General features: G+C 45.6%; 21 protein-coding genes. 16 read left to right on the forward strand and 5 right to left on the reverse strand.

Annotation, left to right across the window (positions count from 1 at the left end; genetic code table 11):
* Positions 1-145: 145 nt before the first annotated feature.
* The 14 genes from dnm_RS09385 (at position 146) to dnm_RS09450 (ending at position 10696) form a co-directional block, all read left to right on the forward strand.
* Positions 146-4927: a C25 family cysteine peptidase gene (locus dnm_RS09385; RefSeq protein ID WP_207682397.1), complete on the forward strand. Its 4782-nt coding sequence runs from the start codon at positions 146-148 to the stop codon at positions 4925-4927.
* 430 nt (positions 4928-5357) lie between these two features.
* Positions 5358-5594, forward strand: a complete 237-nt coding sequence (locus tag dnm_RS09390; RefSeq protein ID WP_207682398.1) for a DUF4160 domain-containing protein — start codon at positions 5358-5360, stop codon at positions 5592-5594.
* Positions 5575-5874, forward strand: coding sequence for a DUF2442 domain-containing protein (locus tag dnm_RS09395; protein ID WP_207682399.1), 300 nt, complete (start codon positions 5575-5577; stop codon positions 5872-5874). Before dnm_RS09390 ends, dnm_RS09395 begins: the two co-directional genes overlap by 20 nt.
* Before the next feature lie 155 nt (positions 5875-6029).
* A complete protein-coding gene (locus dnm_RS09400) occupies positions 6030-6410 on the forward strand; it encodes an HYD1 signature containing ADP-ribosyltransferase family protein (RefSeq protein WP_276571870.1) in 381 nt (126 codons plus the stop codon).
* An 18-nt stretch (positions 6411-6428) separates the two neighbouring features.
* Positions 6429-6680 (forward strand): BTB/POZ domain-containing protein, encoded by a 252-nt coding sequence (locus dnm_RS09405; RefSeq protein ID WP_207682401.1) that lies wholly within the window; start codon positions 6429-6431, stop codon positions 6678-6680.
* Positions 6681-6692: 12 nt separating this feature from the next.
* Positions 6693-7121 (forward strand): hypothetical protein, encoded by a 429-nt coding sequence (locus dnm_RS09410; RefSeq protein WP_207682402.1) that lies wholly within the window; start codon positions 6693-6695, stop codon positions 7119-7121.
* The gene (locus tag dnm_RS09415; protein ID WP_207682403.1) at positions 7118-7543 is read left to right on the forward strand and encodes an HNH endonuclease; all 426 of its coding nucleotides are present in this window, start codon (positions 7118-7120) and stop codon (positions 7541-7543) included. The genes dnm_RS09410 and dnm_RS09415 overlap by 4 nt, the downstream gene beginning before the upstream one ends.
* Complete coding sequence (locus dnm_RS09420) at positions 7536-7772, forward strand: hypothetical protein (protein WP_207682404.1); 237 nt, start codon at positions 7536-7538, stop codon at positions 7770-7772. The genes dnm_RS09415 and dnm_RS09420 overlap by 8 nt, the downstream gene beginning before the upstream one ends.
* A gap of 52 nt (positions 7773-7824) precedes the next feature.
* Complete coding sequence (locus tag dnm_RS09425; RefSeq protein ID WP_207682405.1) at positions 7825-8109, forward strand: BrnT family toxin; 285 nt, start codon at positions 7825-7827, stop codon at positions 8107-8109.
* A gap of 506 nt (positions 8110-8615) precedes the next feature.
* Positions 8616-8819, forward strand: coding sequence for a type II toxin-antitoxin system HicB family antitoxin (locus dnm_RS09430; RefSeq protein WP_207682406.1), 204 nt, complete (start codon positions 8616-8618; stop codon positions 8817-8819).
* Positions 8820-8880: 61 nt separating this feature from the next.
* A complete protein-coding gene (locus tag dnm_RS09435) occupies positions 8881-9108 on the forward strand; it encodes a hypothetical protein (protein WP_207682407.1) in 228 nt (75 codons plus the stop codon).
* A 109-nt stretch (positions 9109-9217) separates the two neighbouring features.
* The gene (gene relB, locus dnm_RS09440) at positions 9218-9622 is read left to right on the forward strand and encodes a type II toxin-antitoxin system RelB family anti-toxin (RefSeq protein WP_246556277.1); all 405 of its coding nucleotides are present in this window, start codon (positions 9218-9220) and stop codon (positions 9620-9622) included.
* Between the two features lie 283 nt (positions 9623-9905).
* On the forward strand, positions 9906-10514 hold the full coding sequence (locus tag dnm_RS09445) for a hypothetical protein (RefSeq protein ID WP_207682408.1): 609 nt from the start codon (positions 9906-9908) through the stop codon (positions 10512-10514).
* Positions 10511-10696 carry a hypothetical protein gene (locus dnm_RS09450; RefSeq protein WP_207682409.1) on the forward strand — a complete coding sequence of 62 codons (186 nt, stop codon included), beginning with the start codon at positions 10511-10513 and terminating at the stop codon, positions 10694-10696. Before dnm_RS09445 ends, dnm_RS09450 begins: the two co-directional genes overlap by 4 nt.
* 198 nt (positions 10697-10894) lie before the next feature.
* On the opposite strand, the gene dnm_RS09455 is transcribed toward dnm_RS09450, so the two are convergent.
* The 4 genes from dnm_RS09455 to era form a co-directional block, all read right to left on the reverse strand.
* Entirely contained in the window at positions 10895-14332 is a 3438-nt protein-coding gene (locus dnm_RS09455) for a UvrD-helicase domain-containing protein (RefSeq protein WP_207682410.1), read from the reverse strand.
* A 407-nt stretch (positions 14333-14739) separates the two neighbouring features.
* Complete coding sequence (locus tag dnm_RS09460) at positions 14740-15087, reverse strand: hypothetical protein (RefSeq protein ID WP_207682411.1); 348 nt, start codon at positions 15085-15087, stop codon at positions 14740-14742.
* A 519-nt stretch (positions 15088-15606) separates the two neighbouring features.
* Positions 15607-16275 carry a very short patch repair endonuclease gene (locus dnm_RS09465; RefSeq protein WP_207682412.1) on the reverse strand — a complete coding sequence of 223 codons (669 nt, stop codon included), beginning with the start codon at positions 16273-16275 and terminating at the stop codon, positions 15607-15609.
* 739 nt (positions 16276-17014) lie between these two features.
* Positions 17015-17917: a GTPase Era gene (gene era, locus dnm_RS09470; protein WP_207682413.1), complete on the reverse strand. Its 903-nt coding sequence runs from the start codon at positions 17915-17917 to the stop codon at positions 17015-17017.
* 998 nt (positions 17918-18915) lie between these two features.
* On the opposite strand from era, the gene dnm_RS09475 reads away from it, so the two are divergent.
* On the forward strand, positions 18916-20193 hold the full coding sequence (locus dnm_RS09475; RefSeq protein WP_207682414.1) for a multiheme c-type cytochrome: 1278 nt from the start codon (positions 18916-18918) through the stop codon (positions 20191-20193).
* Between the two features lie 361 nt (positions 20194-20554).
* Here the strand turns inward: dnm_RS09475 and dnm_RS09480 are convergent, their stop codons facing one another.
* Positions 20555-20896: a hypothetical protein gene (locus dnm_RS09480; protein ID WP_207682415.1), complete on the reverse strand. Its 342-nt coding sequence runs from the start codon at positions 20894-20896 to the stop codon at positions 20555-20557.
* 87 nt (positions 20897-20983) lie between these two features.
* On the opposite strand from dnm_RS09480, the gene tpiA reads away from it, so the two are divergent.
* The gene (tpiA, locus tag dnm_RS09485) at positions 20984-21739 is read left to right on the forward strand and encodes a triose-phosphate isomerase (RefSeq protein ID WP_207682416.1); all 756 of its coding nucleotides are present in this window, start codon (positions 20984-20986) and stop codon (positions 21737-21739) included.
* The last annotated feature ends 16 nt before the right edge of the window (positions 21740-21755 follow it).

Genomic DNA, 21755 nt, shown 5'->3' on the forward strand with positions numbered 1-21755 from the left:
TCATGTCAGGCTCTTCTGAGCATGGACATTTGAAAACAACTTGGGAAATTCATTAACCACTTAAAATTGTAAAGGAGATTTTTGTGTCAGATGTCAGATTATTAAATCAACTCGTCCCTATGGGACTAAAAAACAGGAGTTAACTATGATTAAGGAAAGAACGAAATTTTCGGATTTGTTTGCAGTGTTGTTTGCAGCATTGTTTCTTGTAATTGTGTCAGCCGGATACACTTCCACAGCTTTGGCTGATCAGATCACCATTGACCTTCCCGATGTGGAGGTGAATGTCACCAAAGATGCCGACGGCTATGCCAGATTTTCTTTTTCTGATGACCGGATTCAGTTTATCAGCAAAACCGGAGAGCCTGCGATTCCGTATCTGATTGTCAAGGCGCTGCTTCCCCCGGGAGCGGATTTGTCAACGGCGGATGTGCAGATTGAAAGATCGGCTGTGAGTTCCGATGCGGTTCAGAGCGGCGAAACCTGGGAAGTGAAACCCACGCCGCCTCCTGCCACATGGGACGGGGAAAAGGTGATTGTTCTGGATGAGGAGCCGGATGATAATCCTTATGCGACAAGCATCCGATTTCCTTATGACATTGTGGGCACTGTCAGCAGCGGCACGATATGGGACAAAGGCATAGGCGAATGGCAGATTGTTGATATCCCGGTTGCCCTGTTTCATTACAATCCGGTAACAAAAGGGCTTTTTACCTTGGACAGCACTCATGCGGTCATCACTTTTGATCACAAACCTTACAAGCGTTCAGCGGCAAAACCTGTTGTCTCATCTCCCAGCCGGATTGAAGATCGTCTGAGGCAGATGGCTGTCAATTTTGACCAAATCGCTCCTGAATACCGAACCCTGAGCAGGGCGAGAAGTGCTGACAGGGACAAAACCGGCTATGTCATTATAACCACCCGTGCCATTGTAAACGATTCTGGTCAGCTTGATAATTTTGTGAGCCACAAGGAAACACGGGGATTTAATGTTCATGTCATGACCGAAGAAATGTGGGGCGGCGGCACTGGAGACACTGCGGCTGAAAATATCCGGGAATGGCTGAAAGATAATTATGTGAAGCTGAATATTGAATATGTGCTGCTCATCGGATATCCGAATCCGAGCACGGGGGATGTGCCGATGAAGATGCTTTGGCCCCGGAATAATGCAACAGGTAAGTATTCCGAATATAAGGAATCTCCTTCGGATTATTATTATGCCGATCTTACCGGAAACTGGGATTTGGACGGCGATGGTAAATATGGCGAAGGTGATAATGATTTCGGAGCAGGCGGTGTAGACAGAAACTATGAAGTTGTGGTGGGACGGATACCGTATTATGGAAACATGAATGATTTGGACAATATTCTGGCAAAGATTATCTCCTATCAGAATGAAACCAATCAGGATTGGCGGAAAAATGTTCTGCTTCCCATGAAACCGAGTGATGATAAAACTCCGGGCTATCATCTGGGCGAAGAGATTAAAAACAGTCTGATTGTTCCAATAGGATGGAATTACCATCGAGTTTATGAGGAGAACTATGGCCTTTCTCCTGCTCCTGAAACCGTTCCATGTAACGTGAACAACGTCACAAAAGCGTGGATTGCTGCACAGTTCGGGGCTGTTTTCTGGTTCACACATGGGGGGTACACTTTGGCATCTGATGTGATGGATATCTCCCGTGTCGCCGCTTTGGATGACAGCCATCCCGCCTTTACTTTTCAATGCTCATGCGAAAATTCACACCCAGAAGCGGACAATAATCTTTCTTATTCTCTGCTCAGAAACGGTGCAATTGCCACTGTCGGAGCTACTCGTGTTTCGTGGTATCATAGCGGACAAACTTATTTTTCTGGAACTACTACTAATTCAGGTATGACATATGAATACGCCGGAAGACTGATTAGCGATGAAATGAAAAGCTGTGGCTATGCCTTACACAATATGAAGCAAACGCTTATCCCTAACAGCACGACAAGCTGGATGAATTTTACAGTCTTCTGCCTTTATGGCGATCCTGAGGTCAGCCTGATTGACGCTGAAAATTCACCAATTCTTTCTGTTACACCAGCATCTCGAACAGTTTCTAAACGTAGCGGCACAACAACATTTAACGTTTCCAATAGCGGAAAAGGCACTATGGATTGGACAGCAGTATCCAATGTTTCATGGCTGACAATCAGGGGGAGTGCTGGAACAGATGATGGAACGCTTACCGTAGATTATGATCCTACGGAAACTGGCAGAACTGGAACCATTACGATAACAGCGAACGGGGCAAAAAATAGTCCCCAGATTGTGGAAATCAAACAAGAACAGCTTGATTGGCAGTTGTATGATGATTTTGACGAAGAAGTGCTTCAGGAAAATAAATGGACTAAATATGAAAGATTCCAGGATGATATAACGGACTGCTATGAGTTTGACAATGGCAGGCTGAAATTGATCATAAATAGTGAAGATTCGGCTGTTTGGCCTGATCCTCGCTATGATGAAAATGTAGAAAATTATACAAATGTTGGTATAAACAAGGTATTATATTTTAAAGATTTTCAATTACCCATAGGAATAAAGACGGATTTTAACATAGATGAATCAAGCATACTCGATGATGATGCAAATTCCCAGGCAATAGGAATTTGGTTTAATGGTGACAGCGGTGACAATTATATGGCCAGAATTGGCATTGATCAGTATGAGGGGTCTAGCTTTATTGTTTTTCATTGTTGCAAAAATTTAACATATACCCCGGCTGCAATACTCGAGGAAATCCCGACAGAAAGTTTTTTGGGTAAAAATATTACACTGTCAATTGAATTGGCAAATCATGGAACAAGCGGACTGATTGCAAACGCTTCTTATACAATTGACGGCCAGACACATAATTTTGAAGCATTTGATTTCATGAACCATGAAGAGATAAAAGATACGTTTCAAAATACTATCGGTGATAAAAATATTACTGTTCATCTTTCCAACGGGATGTGGTGCGCTAAAAATAAGCTTTCAGTTATCCCTGCTGAAGAAGATGAATTTGTTCAGGCTGTCAGGTCTTTATTCCAAGAAAAAGAGCTGATTTTGTATGTGGATAATGTCTATATCAAGGACAAGTCTATTCTCTCAGTTGTCCCTGATTTTGAAAATGTTTCGGCAATGGCTGGTTCAACAACATTTACCGTTAAAAATATTGGTACAGGTTTGATGAACTGGACAGCCATAGAAGATGTTTCATGGCTTTCTATCACTCCAACCTCTGAAACAAACGGTGATACCCTTACTGTCAACTATGATGCAAATTCTGGTGACGCAAGAACTGGAAAAATTATCGTTACTACAGGCGATGCAGAAAATAGCCCCAAAACCATCGAAATCAGACAATCCCGTAAAGAAGAGGGAACACATTTTACCCCTGTCTGGACAGGTAATCCTTACAATCGAATGAGTTTATGGGTGATCGGCGCCAAGATTAACGGCGTTCCTCTGTCTCAAGGAGATGAGATTGCAGTATTTGACGGAACCAAATGTGTAGGCTCGGGTATTGTCAGCAATGAAATCTCGAAAGAAGAGTTCCTGATCATTAAAACATCCCAAAATGACGGCTCTGACAACGGATTTACAGAGGGACATCCTATAAGTTTCCGATTTTGGGATACAAGTACAGGCACAGAAAAAACCGGGATAACCGCTCATTTCAAAGATATCACTGACGGAGACCCCATTGATATTGATCCGCCAAACTTTAAGGGCAACAAAGATTACGGAGTCAGCCTTGAAATCGGCGGTGGACAGCAAAGCATCGCCCTGAGCAAAGGCTGGAACATCATGTCATCTTATGTTGTCCCGGAAAGCACAGACATGCTGACCCTGGTTCAGCCGCTCATCAGTTCGGGATGCCTGGAAAAAATCATCAGCCAAAGCGGCGGAACCGTCATTCAGGTATTCGGACACTGGAAAAACACCATCGGAGACTATGATCCCGATGAAGGCTATAAGATAAAGCTCATCTGCGATACGGATTTTTCCCTCACAGGATTTTCCATGATGGCGAACAGCAACATGTATGCCGCATCACAAGGCATCTCGCTCTCCGAAGGCTGGAATATAGTTAGCTATCCCTTTGTTTCTCCGCAGGATGCCATGACAGTCGTTCAACCCCTCGTTGATTCCGATATGCTGGTGAAAGTGATTGACGAGGGCGGGAATAGTATTCTCAAAGTTTTCGGGAACTGGACAAACAACATCGGTAATTTTGAACCGGGCGAAGGCTACGAAATAAAAGTCACGGAGGAGACTTACCTGAGTATCAGCGAGCCTGCTTCATCCAGCCTTAGAGATGAAACCCCCGAACGCATCTTGCTCCGAAACGAAACCTCCCATTTCACACCGGTATGGACGGGAAATTCCTACAACAGGATGAATTTTTGGGTTGTGGGTGCAGAAGGGCTTGAATCCGGTGATGAAATCGCTGTATTTGACGGAGATAACTGTGTCGGTGTCAGCGTTATTGAGGGACAGATTTCCCAAAACAACCTTCTGACCATCATTACTTCGCAAGATGACGGTTCCGGCAACGGATTCACCGAAGACAATGAAATCCGTTTCCGATTCTGGGATGCGGGCGAAGGAACAGAAACCGAAGCGGAAGCTCCGGAGTTTCTGGACATTACCACAGGAAATCCCATTGACACGCCGACATTCAAGGGAAATGAGGATTACGGCATCACATGGGGTGCGGTAAAAAGCTACGGCGATATTGACACCAGCGGAGCCGTTGATCTGAAGGATGCGATTCTGGCTCTGGAAATTCTGGCAGGAACAAACACAAACGCCTCTGTCAACCTTGAGGAAGACGTGAACGATGATGAAAAGATAGGACTGGAAGAAGTTGTCTATATTTTGCGGATTGTTGCAAACAAGTAACAAATAACCATATCTCATCTGTGCGGAACCAGGGCTGCCCCGAAAAGCAAAGTTCCGTGGCTCCCTGTTCCGCACTTTATGCCACGACGGACAAAACTAAGACGGAGGAATTATCTTTTCATCTCGTTTCCATGCTTTGCGTGGAAATGCAACCGGGACGCTTCGCGTCCCGTAATTAATCCGAACCATGATTCAGATTGTCCGAACCCTGATTCACCTGATGAAAGGATTTACAGGATTTTCGCCCTGTCGGATTCACGGAAATCTTTTCGCTTGTCAGCAAGGCTGAAATCAGAAAGATCCCCGAATCCTTTAATCAGGGTTCGGACAATCAAACCATAAAAACGCAGATTAACGAACATCTCACGAATTTTGGGAATTGGCATTTATTTATGAAAACAAGCATGTTAAAAGTAAGAATTGGTAAAAAATGCCGACAGTTCTAAAGATTGGCCCGTTTCGGTTCCATTTTTATTCCGATGAGGGGAACGAACCGCCGCATATCCATGTGGCAACCCCCGACGGCGAATGCAAATTCTGGCTGGAACCTGTCAGGATCGCCAGAAACAAGGGAATTGCGCCTCATAATCTTCGGCGAATTGAAAAATTGGTCTTTCAAAATCTTAATCTTTTAAGGGAGAAATACAATGAGTTCCATAATCTCTGAAAAAGTAGTCAGTGCCGAGCCTGCGGCAATCAGAGCATGGTCGGAGGGCCGGACGATTTTTATCGAACTGACGGACGGACGTGTCATCGGTTTTCCAGCGGACCGCTTTCGCATTCTGAAAGAGGCGACAGACGAACAACTGAAGGAAGTCGCCCTGCGCCTGGACGGCTATGCGTTGCGATGGGAGTCTTTGGATGAGGATATCACAGTTCCCGGAATTGTTGCCGGAAATTTTCAGTTGCCTTACGATGCTGATGACATGGCGTTGAAGCGGGCATAGGCTTCGGACATCTGATATCCGGATTTTTTCGTTCCCATGAGAGTACCCGGCAATAAATTGCCGGGCTATTTTCTGCCGTCCCTCCGGAACTGAAAAAAACATATCAAATGAGAAAAGAACCTGATATTTCAATATGATTACGAGGCAGACACAATATGAACCCCGTAAAAATTATATCCGATCACATCTCCAACTTTTTGATTCTGCTTCACAATCCTGCGTTTCCGAAGACCGTGAGAGTTCGTCATTTTACAAACAGGAAGGGAATGGAATGTATAAAGGAAGCGGGGATTATAAGGGCCGGGGACCAGAACCGGGTTTTCACAGTCAGAGCCAGGGGAAAACCCGGAAGTCCGAGAGATGTGGAAAGACAGCTTGGTATAAGACGGGGAAGGGGGAATTATTATGTTGAATTTGACGCGTCGGCGGATGAGTTTGAAATTGTAAAAAACCTTCTTACCGGTTCCACAGAAACCGTTTTCAAGGGAGACGTTGTTCTGCGGGAAAGAAATCCTGAATTCAGAAGCAACAGATGACAAAAAAGGAAAATCAGAATGAGGATAAAAATCGAAACAGAGGAAATAGTCCGGGTTTACAGATTGCTTGAGGCTTTGAATGATTTTTTTCATCAGCCCCTGAATTTCGAGGACAAAGACACCGTCATGCGCTTTGCACAGAAAAATTATCCTGAAATCAGGGAATTGTATTATGACACGATATGGGAATGGCTGCCGGAGGATATTCGGGAGAAGATCAGAGATTCCGAAAATGAGGCCGACATATCTGAAAACCCGGCCCTTATATAAGGATAACCAGTCATGCCGCAGATAACACTCGCAATACCGGACAATCTTTACAACCATGTTCACCGACTGGCACAGACGGCCCGCGAACCTGTGGAAAAAATCCTGCTGACCGCACTTCACACGTCCCTGCCTTCTCTGGACGGTCTGCCAGATCAGATGATCAGGGAACTGACCGATTTGGAAAACAGGGATGCCGGCGAACTCAGGAAGGTGCTTTCGGAAACAGTGCCGCCGGATCAGCAGGAAATGCTCGAATCACTGCTGCATCGGAATCAGCTCGGCATCCTGAGCCCGGCTGAAAACAGACAACGGGCATCACTTCAGCGGGCAGCGGACATGGTGATGCTTCGCAAGGCCCGTGCCGCGGTTCTGCTGCGTTTCCGAGGTGAGCGTCTTCCCACACTGGCGGAACTGCGCCGGCGGACAATCGGAGAACAATGAAACCTTATCTGTCACCCCTGCTCAGGGAACAGATTGCCCGGCAGGGAAAATATCGTTGCGCCTGTTGCCTGGGGACAGAGGAACTGGCCGGCATGCCGATGACCGTTGATCATATTGTTCCTTCCGCGGCCGGAGGCCCTGACACAGAGGATAATTTATGCCTTGCGTGCCGCCGTTGCAACGAATTCAGGGGAACTCAGACTCATGCCTGTGATCCTGAATCCGATGAGACTGTGAGACTGTTCAACCCCCGTCAGCAGAAATGGAACGAACATTTTCAATGGTCTGAGGACGGCACGGAGATCGTCGGAAAGACAGCCTGCGGACGTGCGACCATAACTGCTCTCAGAATGAACAATCCTGAAATTATGGTTGCCAGAAGATTGTGGGTCAGCGTGGGCTGGTGGCCTCCTGATGACTGAAAAATACAGAATCGGCATTAACGGAGAAACGGATTTCACGGAGTTGGAGGTTGGAATAGCCCGACAATTCATTGCCAGCTGCGCCACGCAGGGGGAAACATCTGAGGAACTGCCTGAAAATTTCTGTGAGACTGTCGGGGGCTGTCTGTCCGTGGATGTCTCCGGAGGTTATCCGCTCTTTCAGAGAGATTACACAAAGAAAGGGTTTGAAAACTGTCGTGGAATTTGAATGGGACGAAGCCAGGAACAGGATTTCGGTTTAATCAAATATAGGAAAAAGTATGGATATCGGTTTCGTATGGGATGAGACAAAATATAAAGCTGTGATAAAAAAGCACAATGTCCGATTCTATGAGGTGGTTTCTGCTTTTGATGATCCGGAAGGATATGAGGTGTCGGATCCGGCCGGACATGAAGACCGTTGGCTGTGGGTTGGACAGACTCATCAGTATCGGGTGCTGACTGTTATCTGTACAGAGGAGGAACTGCCTCTGTATCGCATTGTCACAGCTTCTGACGCAGAAGGGAGGTGGCCGGATGAATACCGCAGAAGACAGGGAGTTTGATTATCAGGATTATATGAGAAAAAATCCTCCGGACATTTCGGAAATCCGAAGCGGGACAGATGCCCGGTAAGAGCGTCGTGAGACTGCGGGGAGAAAAGACACGGTTCACGTCAGCCGGGAGATACTTGAACAGTTCCGTCAGATTGCTCCGGGGGAATACGAGAGACTCATCAGTCAGATTTTGCAAAAATGGCTGGCTGACAGACAAAACGGATCAGTAAATAAGCCAAAATACAAAGCGCCTGAAACCATCATATCCGGATACGGCATACAGAATGCGGGGACTGCCGGCACAGTCGTATCCTGAGCAAGCTTCGGGCATTGCAAAGTTTCTGATCTCTGATTCGCCTGACCAAACATTCATGATCGGCACGATCAGTTGTCCGAACCCTGATTCACCTGATTAAAACATCTTGATTTTAAAGCAGATGTTCGGGTAAAATCATATGAATCCTTGTTATCAGATTTTGTCCGGAAACGGAAACATGCAAGGGAAAGGAAACACAATGAAACTAAAAGTCATCATTCATGAGGCGGAGGAGGGAGGATTCTGGGCGGAAGTTCCCGCCATTCCGGGCTGCGCCACGCAGGGGGAAACATTTGAGGAACTGCTTGAAAATCTTTATGAGGCTGTTGAGGGCTGTCTGTCCGTGGATGTCTCATCATTGGGAACAGACGAAAAAGACCGTATTATGGAGATTGCCGTATGAAATCCGTAACCGAATCTTTTAATCAGGGTTCGGACAGACAATAAAGCAGGGAGGCATCATAATGGAAACTCAGTTTGACAACATTGAAAGACAGGCCCTTCTTCTCCCGCCGGAAGCCAGGGAGATGCTTGCGGCACGGCTTCTGCACAGCCTTGACAATGAGCCTCTGAAAGTAAGGCAAAAGAAATCCGGTTCTGACTTCTGGGAGGAACTGACAGCATTACGTCAGATTATGAAAAAGGAGGGGATTGAAATTACTGATGCTGATTTTAAAGGTCTTCGCTTATGAACTGGAGCGGCAGGGGCTGAAAGATCGTATTGTTTCCATGCTGTGTGCAGGACAAAAAAAATGAACGGCAAAGAAATCTGGCTTTTTCCCCATCATCAGTCAGAATGAAATGCAGGTTATTGCTGATCCTGAAAACAGAATTGCTGAGATGAACGAGGAGAATAATCACTGGGGCGCACATACTGATCCTCAGATTATTACCCAAAACGGCAGACCCGCATTTGCCGTGATTCCCTGGGACGAATACCAGGAACTGATCCGTAATCAGGTTGAGCCGGATGAGGCTGATGTCTGGTTCCCGAACGAGGTGGTGAAGGCCAATGTCAGAGGAGAGAGTCTTATCAGAGCCTGGCGGGAATATTTCAAACTGACTCGGGCAGAACTGGCTGCCAAGGCGGGGATGACACAGTCGGATCTGGCAAGGCTGGAAAACGGTGATGCCAATCCGAACAAAGCTGAGTTGACAAAACTGGCCGAAGCCATAGGAATTGATATCGAACAACTCACAGATTGACAACTGATTAATTTTTCAAGGAGATACTTTGACGATTACCCCGTCCCGGCAATTCATTGCCGGTGGACGTTGAATCAATAAAGTAAATCCTGGGGAATACTCAGATTCGGAACACGAATACTTTGTCAGCTTTGATTTTATGAGTCGGACAGCTAAGAATTCCGATAAATTTCCATCTCTGCCCGGATTTCAAGTCACAATGTCAAACCTGACAAAGCACTGGCCAATATTTCAACCTGGCTCACATAATGTTAAGCAGACAAACTTATGCAGAGAAATTAAAATGATATCTCCCAAGCTGACAAACATTTTGGAAATCATTTCGGAAAACCTGACGCGGAGGAATATTCCCTTTGCTGTGATCGGTGCAATGGCCCTGGCTGCTTACGGCCTTCCAAGATATACGGCCGATGCGGATTTTCTCACCGAGAGCCGTTATCAGCCTAAGCTCCTTCTCTTAATGGAGAAACTGGGCTACACCTGCCGTCAGAAAACTGACACCTTTGCCCAGTTTGATTCGGAAATGGGCGTACTCGGATATGCTGATTTCATGTTTATCAGCAGTGAAAGCGGAAAGGATATGCTGAGGCGGCGTGTGGTTATCAGAGATGCGATGGCCAGGGCCTCTTATCCGGTCATTCAGCCCTCAGATTACATTATTCTGAAACTGATGGCCGTTGCAAATAATCCTGACCGGAGTCTCAAAGACGAGGCGGATATCCTGGAACTTCTGAAATTATACAGCAAAAATCTGATCTCAGAAATATTTGAGCCTTTAAACACGGAAAGAATCCGGGATTTTGCAGACAGATTCCGTCAAACAGAGCGTATTGAAAGATGCTTGAACACGGCCTTCAGAAAATCCCATAACACCGGTTGTCATACCTTATGAATAAATCAGACAAGACAGAAGAAAAACAGCGCATCATCACCGAGATGATTGACGCTTCCATAGCGCTGGCTCGGAAAATCGGGAAGCACTCCCTGACTGAAGGATGTAACTGCATTGCCTGCGTGACCCGGAGAAAACGCCTTTTAAAAGGTGAGGAGCCGGAATGGAAATACAGGCTTTAGGTCCGCCCATTCTGAAGTTTCAAATTTTATAAGTACATGGGCAAAAAACCGAGGTGCGGGGAAGAAACCCGGGGTTTTTTCCCGGGGATGATGCTCTCTCCTTCGCAGGAAAAAGCCGGGTTTCTCGGTAGCCCGTCTTTTCCGCACCTGCCGGGTTCATTGCCCACACCGCAAGTTTTTGTCCTGAACACAGATGACTCAGTTAAACAAATCCAACTGAACCTGGCGCTCCTTTTTCCTCTTTTTTGCCTGAATTTTTTCAAGGGTTATCAGTCGCTGTTCAATATCTGCCACAAACGGAGAAATCTCTCTCTGCACTGTTTTTCCATATACTGTGCGCTTTTTCACATGAGTGAGAAACAATCTGTCTTTGGCCCGGGTCATTGCCACATAAAAAAGCCTCCGCTCCTCATCAATGTCAATCTCCTCATCTTCTGAGCGTTTAAAAGGAAGATAATCCTTTTCGCATCCTGTAATGAAAACCACCGGAAACTCAAGCCCTTTGGCCGCGTGCATGGTCATCAGCGTGACTTTTTCCGCATTGAAATCGTAGGTATCCGTGTCATTGGTCTGAAGGACAATCATCTCAAAAAAGTCAGAAGTTCTCACGCCGAAAGCCTTTGCCGTACGAACAAGATCGTCAAATGCTTCTCCGGTTTTGACATTCTCTTTTATCATTGAAGAAATGCCGGTATTTTCAAAAAGAAACATCAGCTTTTCCTCAACCGACTTTTCCGCCATGTTTTTCTTAAATTCGGAAATCCTGTCAACAAAGGTGCAGAATTTACGCTGTCTGTTTGTGTCCATTTCCGGCAAAGGAAACCGCTTCACATTCGCCAATGCCTGGTCCAGAGTAAACGTATTCTGATAAAACCACGCCTTGAATATGTCGAATGTTTTTTTGCCAATACCCGAACCGGGCAAACTGACGATTTTTTGAAAATCACGGAGAATTCCCGCGTCTTCCGTAACCTTCAGAAAAGAAATCAGTTCGGCGATCCCCTTGCGATTGTACGCGTGTTCTCTGTTTGCAATCTGATGGGGAATACCCGCGTCTTTAAAAATATCTGAAATCACCTGACTCTGAGCATTGGTTCTGTATAGCACGGCAAAATCTGAAAATCCCCGGTCCGTTCTGATTCCGGTCTCCTCTGTCTTGCCAAAATCAATGGAATGAAATCCCATGCCGCCGATCATGTTCTCAATGGTTTTTCCCACCGCGACCGCTTCGGCCTTTTCTGTGGCAGCCTCGAGCACGGATAACGTCTGAATGCCTTTGATATTTGAATAGACACGGGTTCCGGACGGATTGATACTATGAGCTTTTATGATCTGATGCGACGCTTCAAGTATGGTTTCCGCGGACCGGTAGTTCCGGGTCAGGCGGATGACTTTGGTGTCCTGGTAGTCATTGACGAAGCGTTGAAAATACCGGACATCTGATCCCCGAAATCCGTAAATGGACTGGTCAGGATCACCAATCACACAAAGTTCTGTATCGCTCGGAGATAAGGCTTTTATGATGCGGTACTGTCCCTGATTCAGGTCCTGGTATTCGTCCGCAAAAATATATCGGAAACGGTTCTGATATGCTTCCCGAATTTTCTCATCTGATTCCAGAAGCTTTACCACATTCAGAATCAGATCATCATAATCATATCGGATTTCCTGTTCCAACAATGCCTGATACGTCTGATAAACCGTTTGCAAAAAGGCTGAATTTATCTCATGCTCCGGAAGGGCGACAAGAGAAAGATCATCCTGCGGTTCCAATATGTGCTGCTTGGCGGAGCTGATCATCTCTGACAGGGCATCCGGCTTTAATTCAACTGAAATTCCCCGTTCTTTAACCTGTCTTATGGCCTCCGAGACAAAGGCTTTTCGCTCGTCTTCGTCAATAATTGAATATTCGGTGTTGCCCTGTTCTTTTAATATCTGAAAGCATAAGGCATGAAACGTGGCAGCCAGCGGCAGCGGCTGGGAATCATCCAGCAGAGATTTCAGCCGGTCTTTCATTTCCTGAGCCGCCTTATTGGTGAATGTCACTGCAAGAATATTTTCAGCGGAAACATTTCTCTGTTTTATAAGATAGGCGATTCGGTGGGTAAGCGTCCGTGTCTTACCAGCCCCGGGACCGGCAATAATCAGTAACGGACTCCCCTCATGCTGAACAGCCTGGCGTTGTTCCTCATTCAGATCGCCCAATATATCAGGAGGCTTTTTTTCAAACACCGGCGTTTTTTCACACACCGCGGGCTGTTCATGCGTCAGATGATCCTTAACAGGCTTTTTTTTTACTTTGGGCTTTGCCGCTTTTTTTTTCTTTTTTACAGCCTTTGAAGCTCCTGTCACAAAAAGCGACTGCTGCCCCAAAAGTTTCTCTTTTTCCCGGGGGTCGAAAACTGTTATCTTTCCATATTCTCCGTCATATCCGGGGGAAATATGCACGTCTCCGGCCCGCATCCGTTTTATGGCTTCGCCCAGCAGGGGAATTCCCACTTTGTCAATATCATCTGCAGGGCAGGTTTGCAAGATATTCAACTCAGGTCCGAGGGTTTCAATGGCTGTCTGATAATGTGTGCCCACCTTTTTTGTTTTGGGACCCACGCTGAAAATCTCCGATAAGATTTCCGCCAGAGGAATAATATGATAAAAAGGAATGGCTTTTGGCGGCCTGATGCCCTCGGGCCTGTCCGCAAGTTCCTCAACCCGGTATAAAACCCCCACAGTCAGAGGCTTTCCGCACACCGGGCATATCCCCTTTTTTGCTATGGTTTCATCAGGCCGGAGACAGACATTGCATTTCCGATGGCCGTCAAAATGATATTTACCTTCTTCGGGATACATGTCAATGGTTCCGAGGCACTGGGCAGGATCGCCTGTTTTTAAGGCGGACCTTATCGCAGAATAAGAGCGTTCTGTATCAAATATATTGGCGTTCCGCCCCAGATTGGCCGGAGAATGTGCATCAGAATTGGACACGAGCGTCAGAGCGTCAAGCCCTGAAACTCGCCAGTTCATGGGCGCATCAGACGAAAGACCGGTCTCAGCGGCAAAAATCTCCGACACAAGTTCTTCAAAGCATTCCTCAAGCGAATCAAACCCTGATTTTGATCCCAGCACGGAGAACCACGGTGTCCATATATGTGCAGGGATGAGAAACGAGTCTTCTGAGCAGTCGAGAAGGATTTTGAAAAGTTCTTTTGCATCAAGCCCCAGGATGGGCCTTCCGTCTGATTTGATATTTCCGATAGCATCTAATTTTGAATTGAACCGCAACGCGGTCTCAATATTCGGCGCAAATATCAAATGATGATTTTTCCGGGTCTTATCGTTCTTTTTGTAAATATTGCTGATTTCGCATTGCAGAATAAACCGAACCTCCCCCCGGCACGACTGCGGAACCTGGGCATCGCATGTTTCAGCAATGTCGTGCCTGAGTTTGAAAAGACCGGTTTCAGCCGGAATGAGTTTTTCCTGTATCTCGCCAATCCACTCGGGATGCGTGAAATCTCCGGTTCCCACGAGAGTTATGCCCTTTAACTGGGCTGAAATGTATAAATTCTCAAGATCAAGATTTTTCGCGGTGGCTCTTGAAAATTTGGAATGAACATGCAAATCTGCTATGAATTTCATAAGTTATTTTATTATAGGTTAAATGGTTGATTAAATATTATAAGTACCTGAGCAGAAGTTTTTCATACATATTTTTTTCCGTGAACCGCGGAGAAACCCGGGTTTTTCCTTCACAGGCGGCGGCTCATTCCGGAAAAAAAGCCGGGTTTCTTTCCCGTGTGAATATCGAAAAGTTATGCGCGGAGAAACCCGGGTTTTTCCTTCACAGGCGGCGGCTCATTCCGGAAAAAAAGCCGGGTTTCTTTCCCGTGCGAATATCGAAAACTTATGGTTAGGTACTTACGAGTCACTAACGGGCGTATTGACGGGCGTGTTTACAACCTGATGGAGCAATTTTTCTGCTCTGCTTCCGCCAGATGGGCAAATCCGGAGGGTTCGGATTTGCCCATCCGAACTGAACGCAGAGGTCACAGACCATATTTTCTGACAACAGAGGCAGGCATTTCCAGAATTTCAGCGATTTCCTCGTCCGAATACCCGGCCTTTCTCAGACCCAGAACTGCTCCCTTTTCGTTCAACGCGGTTTTAGCCTTTATCTTTTCCGTTTTAGCCTTTATCTTTTCCGTTTCGGCCTTTATTTTTTCCGTTTCGGCCCTTATTTCTGCCTCAGCCTTTTTTCTCAGACGTATCTCAGTCATGAGTTTTTCTGTCTTTTCCCTGACCGCCCGCTCGGCTGACCGCTGATCTCTGAGCCATTCCTGATGCAGACGTTCCTGCTCTCTCAGCCTCTCGGCCTCTGTAAATTCTCCCAACATTTCATGAATCTCCCTTATAAGTACCTGAGCAAAAGTTTTTTATATACTTTTTTTCCGCGAGCGGCGGAGAAACCCGGCTTTTTCCTTTGTCGGAGAGGCATCATTCCGGAAAAAAAGCCGGGTTTCTTCCCCTGGCGGATATTAAAAACTTATGGTTAGGTACTTACTTTTTTTCCGCGAGCGGCGGAGAAACCCGGCTTTTTCCTTTATCCGAGACGCATCATTCCGAAAAAAAAAGCCGGGTTTCTTTCCCGTGTGAATATCGAAAAGCTGCTACAAATATGCCGCCCTTACAGGGCTTGGCAGGGGGCCCGCAAATCTGCTGCTACAAATATGCCGCCCTTACAGGGCTTGATCGCCCCTCTCCTAAATCCGTTATAATCAGAATTTTTTTATCCAATCCGGCCGGACAGCCTGTCATTCCTGCTTTCGCAGGAATGACAGACTTTCCGAATCAATCGGATCAAAAAACTTGAACATCGAGTAATAGCAACTGAAAATTTTCAAGATAATGTCTGATTAAATATTATCCGAACCAGGATCAGGAACACTGACAGTCCAAGTTTTCCGGCATTTCCTGCAAACTAATTCCGCATACTCCGGTCTTCGCTGTGAATTCGGCCGGAGCGAACCTGGCCCGCTGACTGAGAGAACACACACATCGGTACTTCCGCAGTCGCATGTCCACCAGGGGAATGAGGCAGTATTTGTATCCTGCGGTGATCCGTAGCCAGTGACGGCCTCCGAGACATTTGCAGGAACAGATATCGCATCTGTACGATATATCGCAGCCTCAGCGCCAAGAAGATTTTGTATCCGTCGAACAACCTCTTCCGTATCTTTCAGCTCATGTTCCCAGATACGGAGAACTTCCCAGTTATCTGAAATCAGCGCATCATCCGCGGCCATGTCTCTCAGGACATTTTTGCGAAGTTTGGTTTTCCAGAATTCCTGGCGGGTATTCGGGGCTGAGTAATGCATCGGACATCCGTGCCAGAAGCATCCGTCAACAAACACTGCAAGACGTGCCTTCACAAAAAGAATATCAGGACTCCCGGGCAGATCACTCCGAAGGCGATAGCGGCAGCCTGCGGCCCATAATGCCTGGCGCAGTCTGATCTCAGGTTTTGTGTCCCGGCTTCGGATACGGGCCATGTTTTCAGAGCGGGTTAATCGTCGTTTGGTCATGTTTTACCGTGAAAATACATTTTGAAAACCCGGGTTTTTTATCTGAAAATATTTTCATAACTGAGGGCGAAAAACCCGGGTTTTTCATGAGCGTTTATATCACTAATTGGTGGTCAGAATTAGGAAACTTTCCCAATACCGCCGGAAAATTCAGACCGTGGATATTCGGTCACGGTCTTACCCGTATCCATCTGGCATTTTGCAGCACAAGTCTTAGTATTAAATACAAAATAGCCACTTCCCGCACTCCGTGAGGAACCAAAAAAATTCGCATGATCAGTCAGTGAAGTCAATAAGTTTCTTAGGAGGAATTCTGACTCGCTTATCTTATACGCGGCCAGTATTTTGTGAATTTATTTTTTCTTCTTCAGGCTGTAAAATGCAAAATTTGTTCCGGAAACAAAGCAATAAGGAAATAACCTTATCAATTTTACTGACCATTCGTTTAATAAAAACAGACTTTTGTTAATTTTATATTACGCAAAAACGGACAGTTGTAATTATACCTATGTGATTTCGGAGTATTATCAATGATCTGTCCGAGTGACAAAGGAGCCTTTGCTGATTTTTCACCCGGTTTTTTGGGTGTGTCCCACCTTTTACACATCCGAAAAAATCAGCCACAAAGACACAAAGACACAAAGGAACCACAAAGAGACTTCGTGAGACTTTGTGCCTTCGTGGAAAAAACGGATGCGTCCCGCCTTTCACACATCCGAAAAAATCAGCCACAAAGTTATCAGTAACCAAATTTCCTCAGCGCCTTGGTGTCCTTGCTCCAGTTTTTCTGGACCCGGACAAAAAGTTTCAGAAACACTTTGGTTCCCACCATCCGCTCAATTTCTTTTCGTGCTTCCTCACCGATCTGTTTCAGCTTGCTCCCGCCTTTTCCGATGAGGATGCCTTTTTGCGAGTCCCGTTCCAAATGGATCGTGGCATGAATTTTTACAAGCTTCTTATCTTCGGAAAAAGAATCCACCGTCACTGCTGTTGAATAAGGGATTTCCTGGCCCGTAAAGCGAAACACCTTTTCCCGTATCATTTCCGCGGCAATAAACCGCTCCGGCATATCTGTGAGGGATTCTTCCGGGAAATAGGGCGGTCCGTCAGGCATCACTTTTTCCATCTCAAGGAGAAGTTCTTCAACCTGTTCCCCGTGCTTTGCAGAAATCGGAACCACCGCCTCAAATTCATACGCGTTTGTCCATTTATCTATGAGTGTCAGAATCTCAGGCTTTTTGATGAGGTCTGTTTTGTTAAGCGCAAGAATCACCGGTTTTTTTTGTGCTTTGAGTTTTTTTACCACAATGGCTTCCGAGACCGGATCAGGTGACGTCACATCGGCCATCAGCAAAATCAGGTCTGCTCCGCTGATGGACGAAAAAGCAACATCCACAATTCTGACATTCAGCTCATTTTTTGCACGATGAATTCCCGGAGTATCAAGAAAGACAAGCTGGGCAGCGGGTCTGTGAACAACCCCGAGGATACGGTCCCGGGTGGTCTGCGGTTTTTTGGAAGTAATGGAAATTTTTTCACCCAGCATCCGGTTTAACAGCGTGGATTTTCCCACGTTGGGCGCACCGGCAATGGCTACAAAACCGGATTTGAATCCGGGAAATCTGTTATTTATATTTTGCATAATTCAACTAAAAAAGAAACATCTTTTGACTGAAACATCCTGTCAGTCATGGTTACGGGTTAGCAAAAATTTTTTAACTTTTCGGCATCCTTCACAAAAGCTGAAAACGAGTTTACACTTTTTTCGGATTGTCAAACAATCTCAGTAGATCGAAAAGTTTTCAGGCTGTCACAGGACAGACGGGGGAGAAACCCGGCTTTTTCCGGCGGGAGAGCGTCCCGTCCTGAAAAAAAAGCCGGGTTTCTTTGCTGTCCCGCACACAATCCGGAAACTTTTCGATCTACTGAATCTTGCAAATTGTTTGACAGCAGCGTGTCAACTGTCAAATGAAAGATGCCAAATTTTCAGTAACTATTCGGCAAAATGCTTCGTTGCCCGGTTCGGATTGACAAATCCGAACTGCTGTAAGCAGAAACAGGATTCACTGAATATTTGCAATTATTAAACCTGAATTATTCATAAACCCGTCTTTGTCGCGTAAATAAAGGCATGGTGAAAAACTGAGTTTTTTAACGATTTTTTCGTATGTCCTTATTTATCAGACAGATATATTGATTTATCAAAAATTAATGAATAATCCGGGTTAAAAGGTTTTCCCAACAAACTGTTTTTATTAAAAAACAACATTGAGAAAAAGTCAATAAAAAACAAGATATTCCATCGGATTTAAGCGCAAGCTGAAAACAGAATCTCTTTAAATCCGAGATTTACTGTCCCCGCCTTTTTTCGCTGCAAGGATTTTGTAGAAGAAGAGGATGATAAGAAAGAGATTCTGAAAAAAATCCGATTTTTTTTATGACATTTTCATGCCCCGGGGGTGAAAAAATCCGATCTTTCATGACCGTTTCTTATACAAAATCCCTGTGGCGAAAAAGGATGAATCAGGCTTTGTTCTTGACAAAAGACGGAAATATTTGTTTATAGAAGATATTTATAAATAGCTGGGTTTTGTCCTTATGATTTGACCTGAAAATTTTTTTAAAAAAAAGAGGAAAAAGATGCTGAAAGCAAAAAGTGCAAGCCTATGTGTTACGGGGTTGGTTCTGTGGATGATTATGGGAGCTGGCACAGGGTTCGCGGCCCCATCCGAGTGTGAGACATGCCACGCGAAGATAAGCCCTTTGATGGTAAAAGACTTCAATCGGGGAGAAATGGCCGCCGAGCTGACCTGTATCAGTTGTCATGGTGAAGAACACAAAACCGAAAAAGACGTGGAAAAGGCAAAACTTCCCACAATCGCAACCTGCCAGGAATGCCATGAGGAACAGGCAGAACAATATCTTTCCGGCAAACATGCCCTGGGTCTTGTTGCCCTGGAAGCCATGCCTTTCACTCACATGCAGCCCAAAGCCTTTGTGGAAGGCCAAAAAGGATGCGGGGGATGTCATACACTGGGGCTGACCGATGAAAAAAAACGTCAGAGCGAAGGCCGCAAATATTATCGTTACGGCATGGACTGCCAGAACTGCCATACCCGTCACTCATTTTCCAAAGCCGAAGCGGCCGAACCCGAAGCCTGTATGACCTGTCATATGGGATTCGATCATGCACAGTGGGAAATGTGGTCCGGGTCAAAGCACGGCGTGACATATCTTATGAACCGTTCCGTTGATCCCAAAAATCGTGATCGTGCTCCCACATGCCAGACCTGTCATATGCCTGACGGAGATCACAGGGTTTTTTCCGCGTGGGGATTTTTAGCGGTACGTCTTCCTGAAGCAGATGAGGAATGGATGGGATATCGGGCTACGATCCTTAAAGGATTAGGCGTGCTTGATCCGGCCGGAAATCCCACCCCGCGGCTGGATGTGGTAAAAGCAGGAAAGGTGGCACGGCTGGACAAAGCGGAATTTGATGCTGAACGAAAACGTTTCACTGATATCTGCCAGAAATGCCATTCTCCGAATTTTGTAAAAGAGAACATGAAAAATGCGGACCAGATGATAAAGGAATCAGACAAACTGTTTGCCGAAGCCATTGAGATTGTAGCCGGACTTTATAAGGATAATATCATTAAAAAACGGGCAGATTATCCCGCATATCCCGACCTGCTGACGTTCTATGACGTATCCACCAAGGTGGAACAAGTGCTTTATCTGATGTTTATGGATCATCGGATGAAGGCTTTTCAGGGCAGTTTCCATATAAATCCGGATTATTCCACATGGTACGGATACGCCAACCTCAAAAAAGACCTGGTTGAAATAAAAGACCTGGCGCAAAAGATGAGAAGTGAGGCAAAGACCGAGACTGAGATGAAAAAGACAAAAAAATAGACAGAAGCACACAAGATTTTCCTGAATCTAAGTATCTGAAAGTGAAAGGACATTGGCCTGATGAAACGAAAAAAACATTGGGTCTGGCTCTTTCAGGAGATATCTGTTATTCGATAATCAAATAAAAGCAATCTGGGTGTGTTCCACCTTATTACGCATCCGAAAAAATCAGCCACAAAGACACAAAGACACGAAGGAATCACAAAGAGACTTCGTGAGACTTTCAATAGATCGAAAAGTCTCCGGATTGTGTGCGGGACAGCAAAGAAAACCGGCTTTTTTTCAGGACGGGACGCTCTCCCGCCGGAAAAAGCCGGGTTTCTCCCCCGTCCGCCCTGTGACAGCCTGAAAACTTTTCGATCTACTGACTTTGTGCCTTCGTGGCTTCGTGGCAAAAAAAATGGCCGGTTCCGCTTTTCACACATCCGAAAAGATCAGCCACAAAGCCACAAAGAGACTTCGTGAAACTTTGTGTCTTCGTGTCTTCGTGGCAAAAAAAATGGCCGGTTCCGCCACAAAGCCCCAAAGAGATTTCGTGAAACGTTGTGCCTTCGTGGCTTTGTGGCAAAAAAATGGCAGGTTCCGCTTTGCACACATCCGAAAAAATCAGCCACAAAGCCACAAAGGAATCACAGAGAGACTTCCTGAGACTTTGTGTCTTCGTGCCTTTGTGGTAAAAAAACGGGTGAGTCCCGCCTTTCACACATAAAACCTGTCCTTGTGTAAAAGGCGGGACACACCCGGCAATCTGCCAGATGGTAACTGTCAATTAAAAAAGAAAGGGGTATATATGGATAATCGTAAGCCGTTCATTGCAGGAAACTGGAAAATGTTCAAAACCGGTTCTGAAGCGATTAAGACCGCGGAGGAACTGGTAAAGCTTGTGGCAGATGTGACCGATACCGAGGTGATGATTGCCCCGCCGTTCACAGCGCTTTCGGCTGTATCGGATGTTGTAAAGGAAACAAATGTTTCCCTGGGAGCACAGAATTTTTTCTGGGAAAACGAGGGCGCATATACCGGTGAAATATCATCAGCCATGCTGCTGTCTGCCGGATGTAAATATGTTATCATTGGTCATTCTGAACGGCGCCAGTTTTTCGGTGAAACCGATGAAACAGTCAATAAAAAAATTAAAACTGCTATCTCTTCTAAATTATTACCTATTTTTTGTATCGGGGAGTCTGAAAAAGAAAGAATTTCGAAAGATACGTTTTCTATACTTGACAAACAGGTATCAAAAGGTTTAAAAGGACTTTTTTCGGATGAGCTGCAACATCTGGTGATTGCATATGAGCCGGTGTGGGCGATTGGAACAGGCAAAACAGCAACCCGGGAGCAGGCTCAGGAAGTTCATTTGTTCTTACGTTCTTTAATTGAAAAAAAATTTGGAAATTTGCTTGCAAAATCTCTCAGGATATTATATGGAGGGAGTGTCAAGCCGGATAACATTGCAGAACTGATGGCAATGCCTGATGTTGACGGCGCGCTGGTAGGCGGAGCGAGCCTGAATGCCGAAACGTTCGGCAAAATTGTCCATTTTTAAATAAGTAAAGAATTTT

Origin of the sequence: Desulfonema magnum (assembly GCF_017377395.1) — a bacterium.
Taxonomy (GTDB): domain Bacteria; phylum Desulfobacterota; class Desulfobacteria; order Desulfobacterales; family 4be13; genus Desulfonema_C; species Desulfonema_C magnum.

Bases quoted from the DNA above. Each gene is read 5' to 3' on its own strand.
- dnm_RS09385 (WP_207682397.1), top strand. From the start codon at position 146: ATGATTAAGGAAAGAACGAAATTTTCGGATTTGTTTGCAGTGTTGTTT.
- dnm_RS09390 (WP_207682398.1), top strand. From the start codon at position 5,358: ATGCCGACAGTTCTAAAGATTGGCCCGTTTCGGTTCCATTTTTATTCC.
- dnm_RS09395 (WP_207682399.1), top strand. From the start codon at position 5,575: ATGAGTTCCATAATCTCTGAAAAAGTAGTCAGTGCCGAGCCTGCGGCA.
- dnm_RS09400 (WP_276571870.1), top strand. From the start codon at position 6,030: ATGAACCCCGTAAAAATTATATCCGATCACATCTCCAACTTTTTGATT.
- dnm_RS09405 (WP_207682401.1), top strand. From the start codon at position 6,429: ATGAGGATAAAAATCGAAACAGAGGAAATAGTCCGGGTTTACAGATTG.
- dnm_RS09410 (WP_207682402.1), top strand. From the start codon at position 6,693: ATGCCGCAGATAACACTCGCAATACCGGACAATCTTTACAACCATGTT.
- dnm_RS09415 (WP_207682403.1), top strand. From the start codon at position 7,118: ATGAAACCTTATCTGTCACCCCTGCTCAGGGAACAGATTGCCCGGCAG.
- dnm_RS09420 (WP_207682404.1), top strand. From the start codon at position 7,536: ATGACTGAAAAATACAGAATCGGCATTAACGGAGAAACGGATTTCACG.
- dnm_RS09425 (WP_207682405.1), top strand. From the start codon at position 7,825: ATGGATATCGGTTTCGTATGGGATGAGACAAAATATAAAGCTGTGATA.
- dnm_RS09430 (WP_207682406.1), top strand. From the start codon at position 8,616: ATGAAACTAAAAGTCATCATTCATGAGGCGGAGGAGGGAGGATTCTGG.
- dnm_RS09435 (WP_207682407.1), top strand. From the start codon at position 8,881: ATGGAAACTCAGTTTGACAACATTGAAAGACAGGCCCTTCTTCTCCCG.
- relB (WP_246556277.1), top strand. From the start codon at position 9,218: ATGCAGGTTATTGCTGATCCTGAAAACAGAATTGCTGAGATGAACGAG.
- dnm_RS09445 (WP_207682408.1), top strand. From the start codon at position 9,906: ATGATATCTCCCAAGCTGACAAACATTTTGGAAATCATTTCGGAAAAC.
- dnm_RS09450 (WP_207682409.1), top strand. From the start codon at position 10,511: ATGAATAAATCAGACAAGACAGAAGAAAAACAGCGCATCATCACCGAG.
- dnm_RS09455 (WP_207682410.1), bottom strand. From the start codon at position 14,332: ATGAAATTCATAGCAGATTTGCATGTTCATTCCAAATTTTCAAGAGCC.
- dnm_RS09460 (WP_207682411.1), bottom strand. From the start codon at position 15,087: ATGTTGGGAGAATTTACAGAGGCCGAGAGGCTGAGAGAGCAGGAACGT.
- dnm_RS09465 (WP_207682412.1), bottom strand. From the start codon at position 16,275: ATGACCAAACGACGATTAACCCGCTCTGAAAACATGGCCCGTATCCGA.
- era (WP_207682413.1), bottom strand. From the start codon at position 17,917: ATGCAAAATATAAATAACAGATTTCCCGGATTCAAATCCGGTTTTGTA.
- dnm_RS09475 (WP_207682414.1), top strand. From the start codon at position 18,916: ATGCTGAAAGCAAAAAGTGCAAGCCTATGTGTTACGGGGTTGGTTCTG.
- tpiA (WP_207682416.1), top strand. From the start codon at position 20,984: ATGGATAATCGTAAGCCGTTCATTGCAGGAAACTGGAAAATGTTCAAA.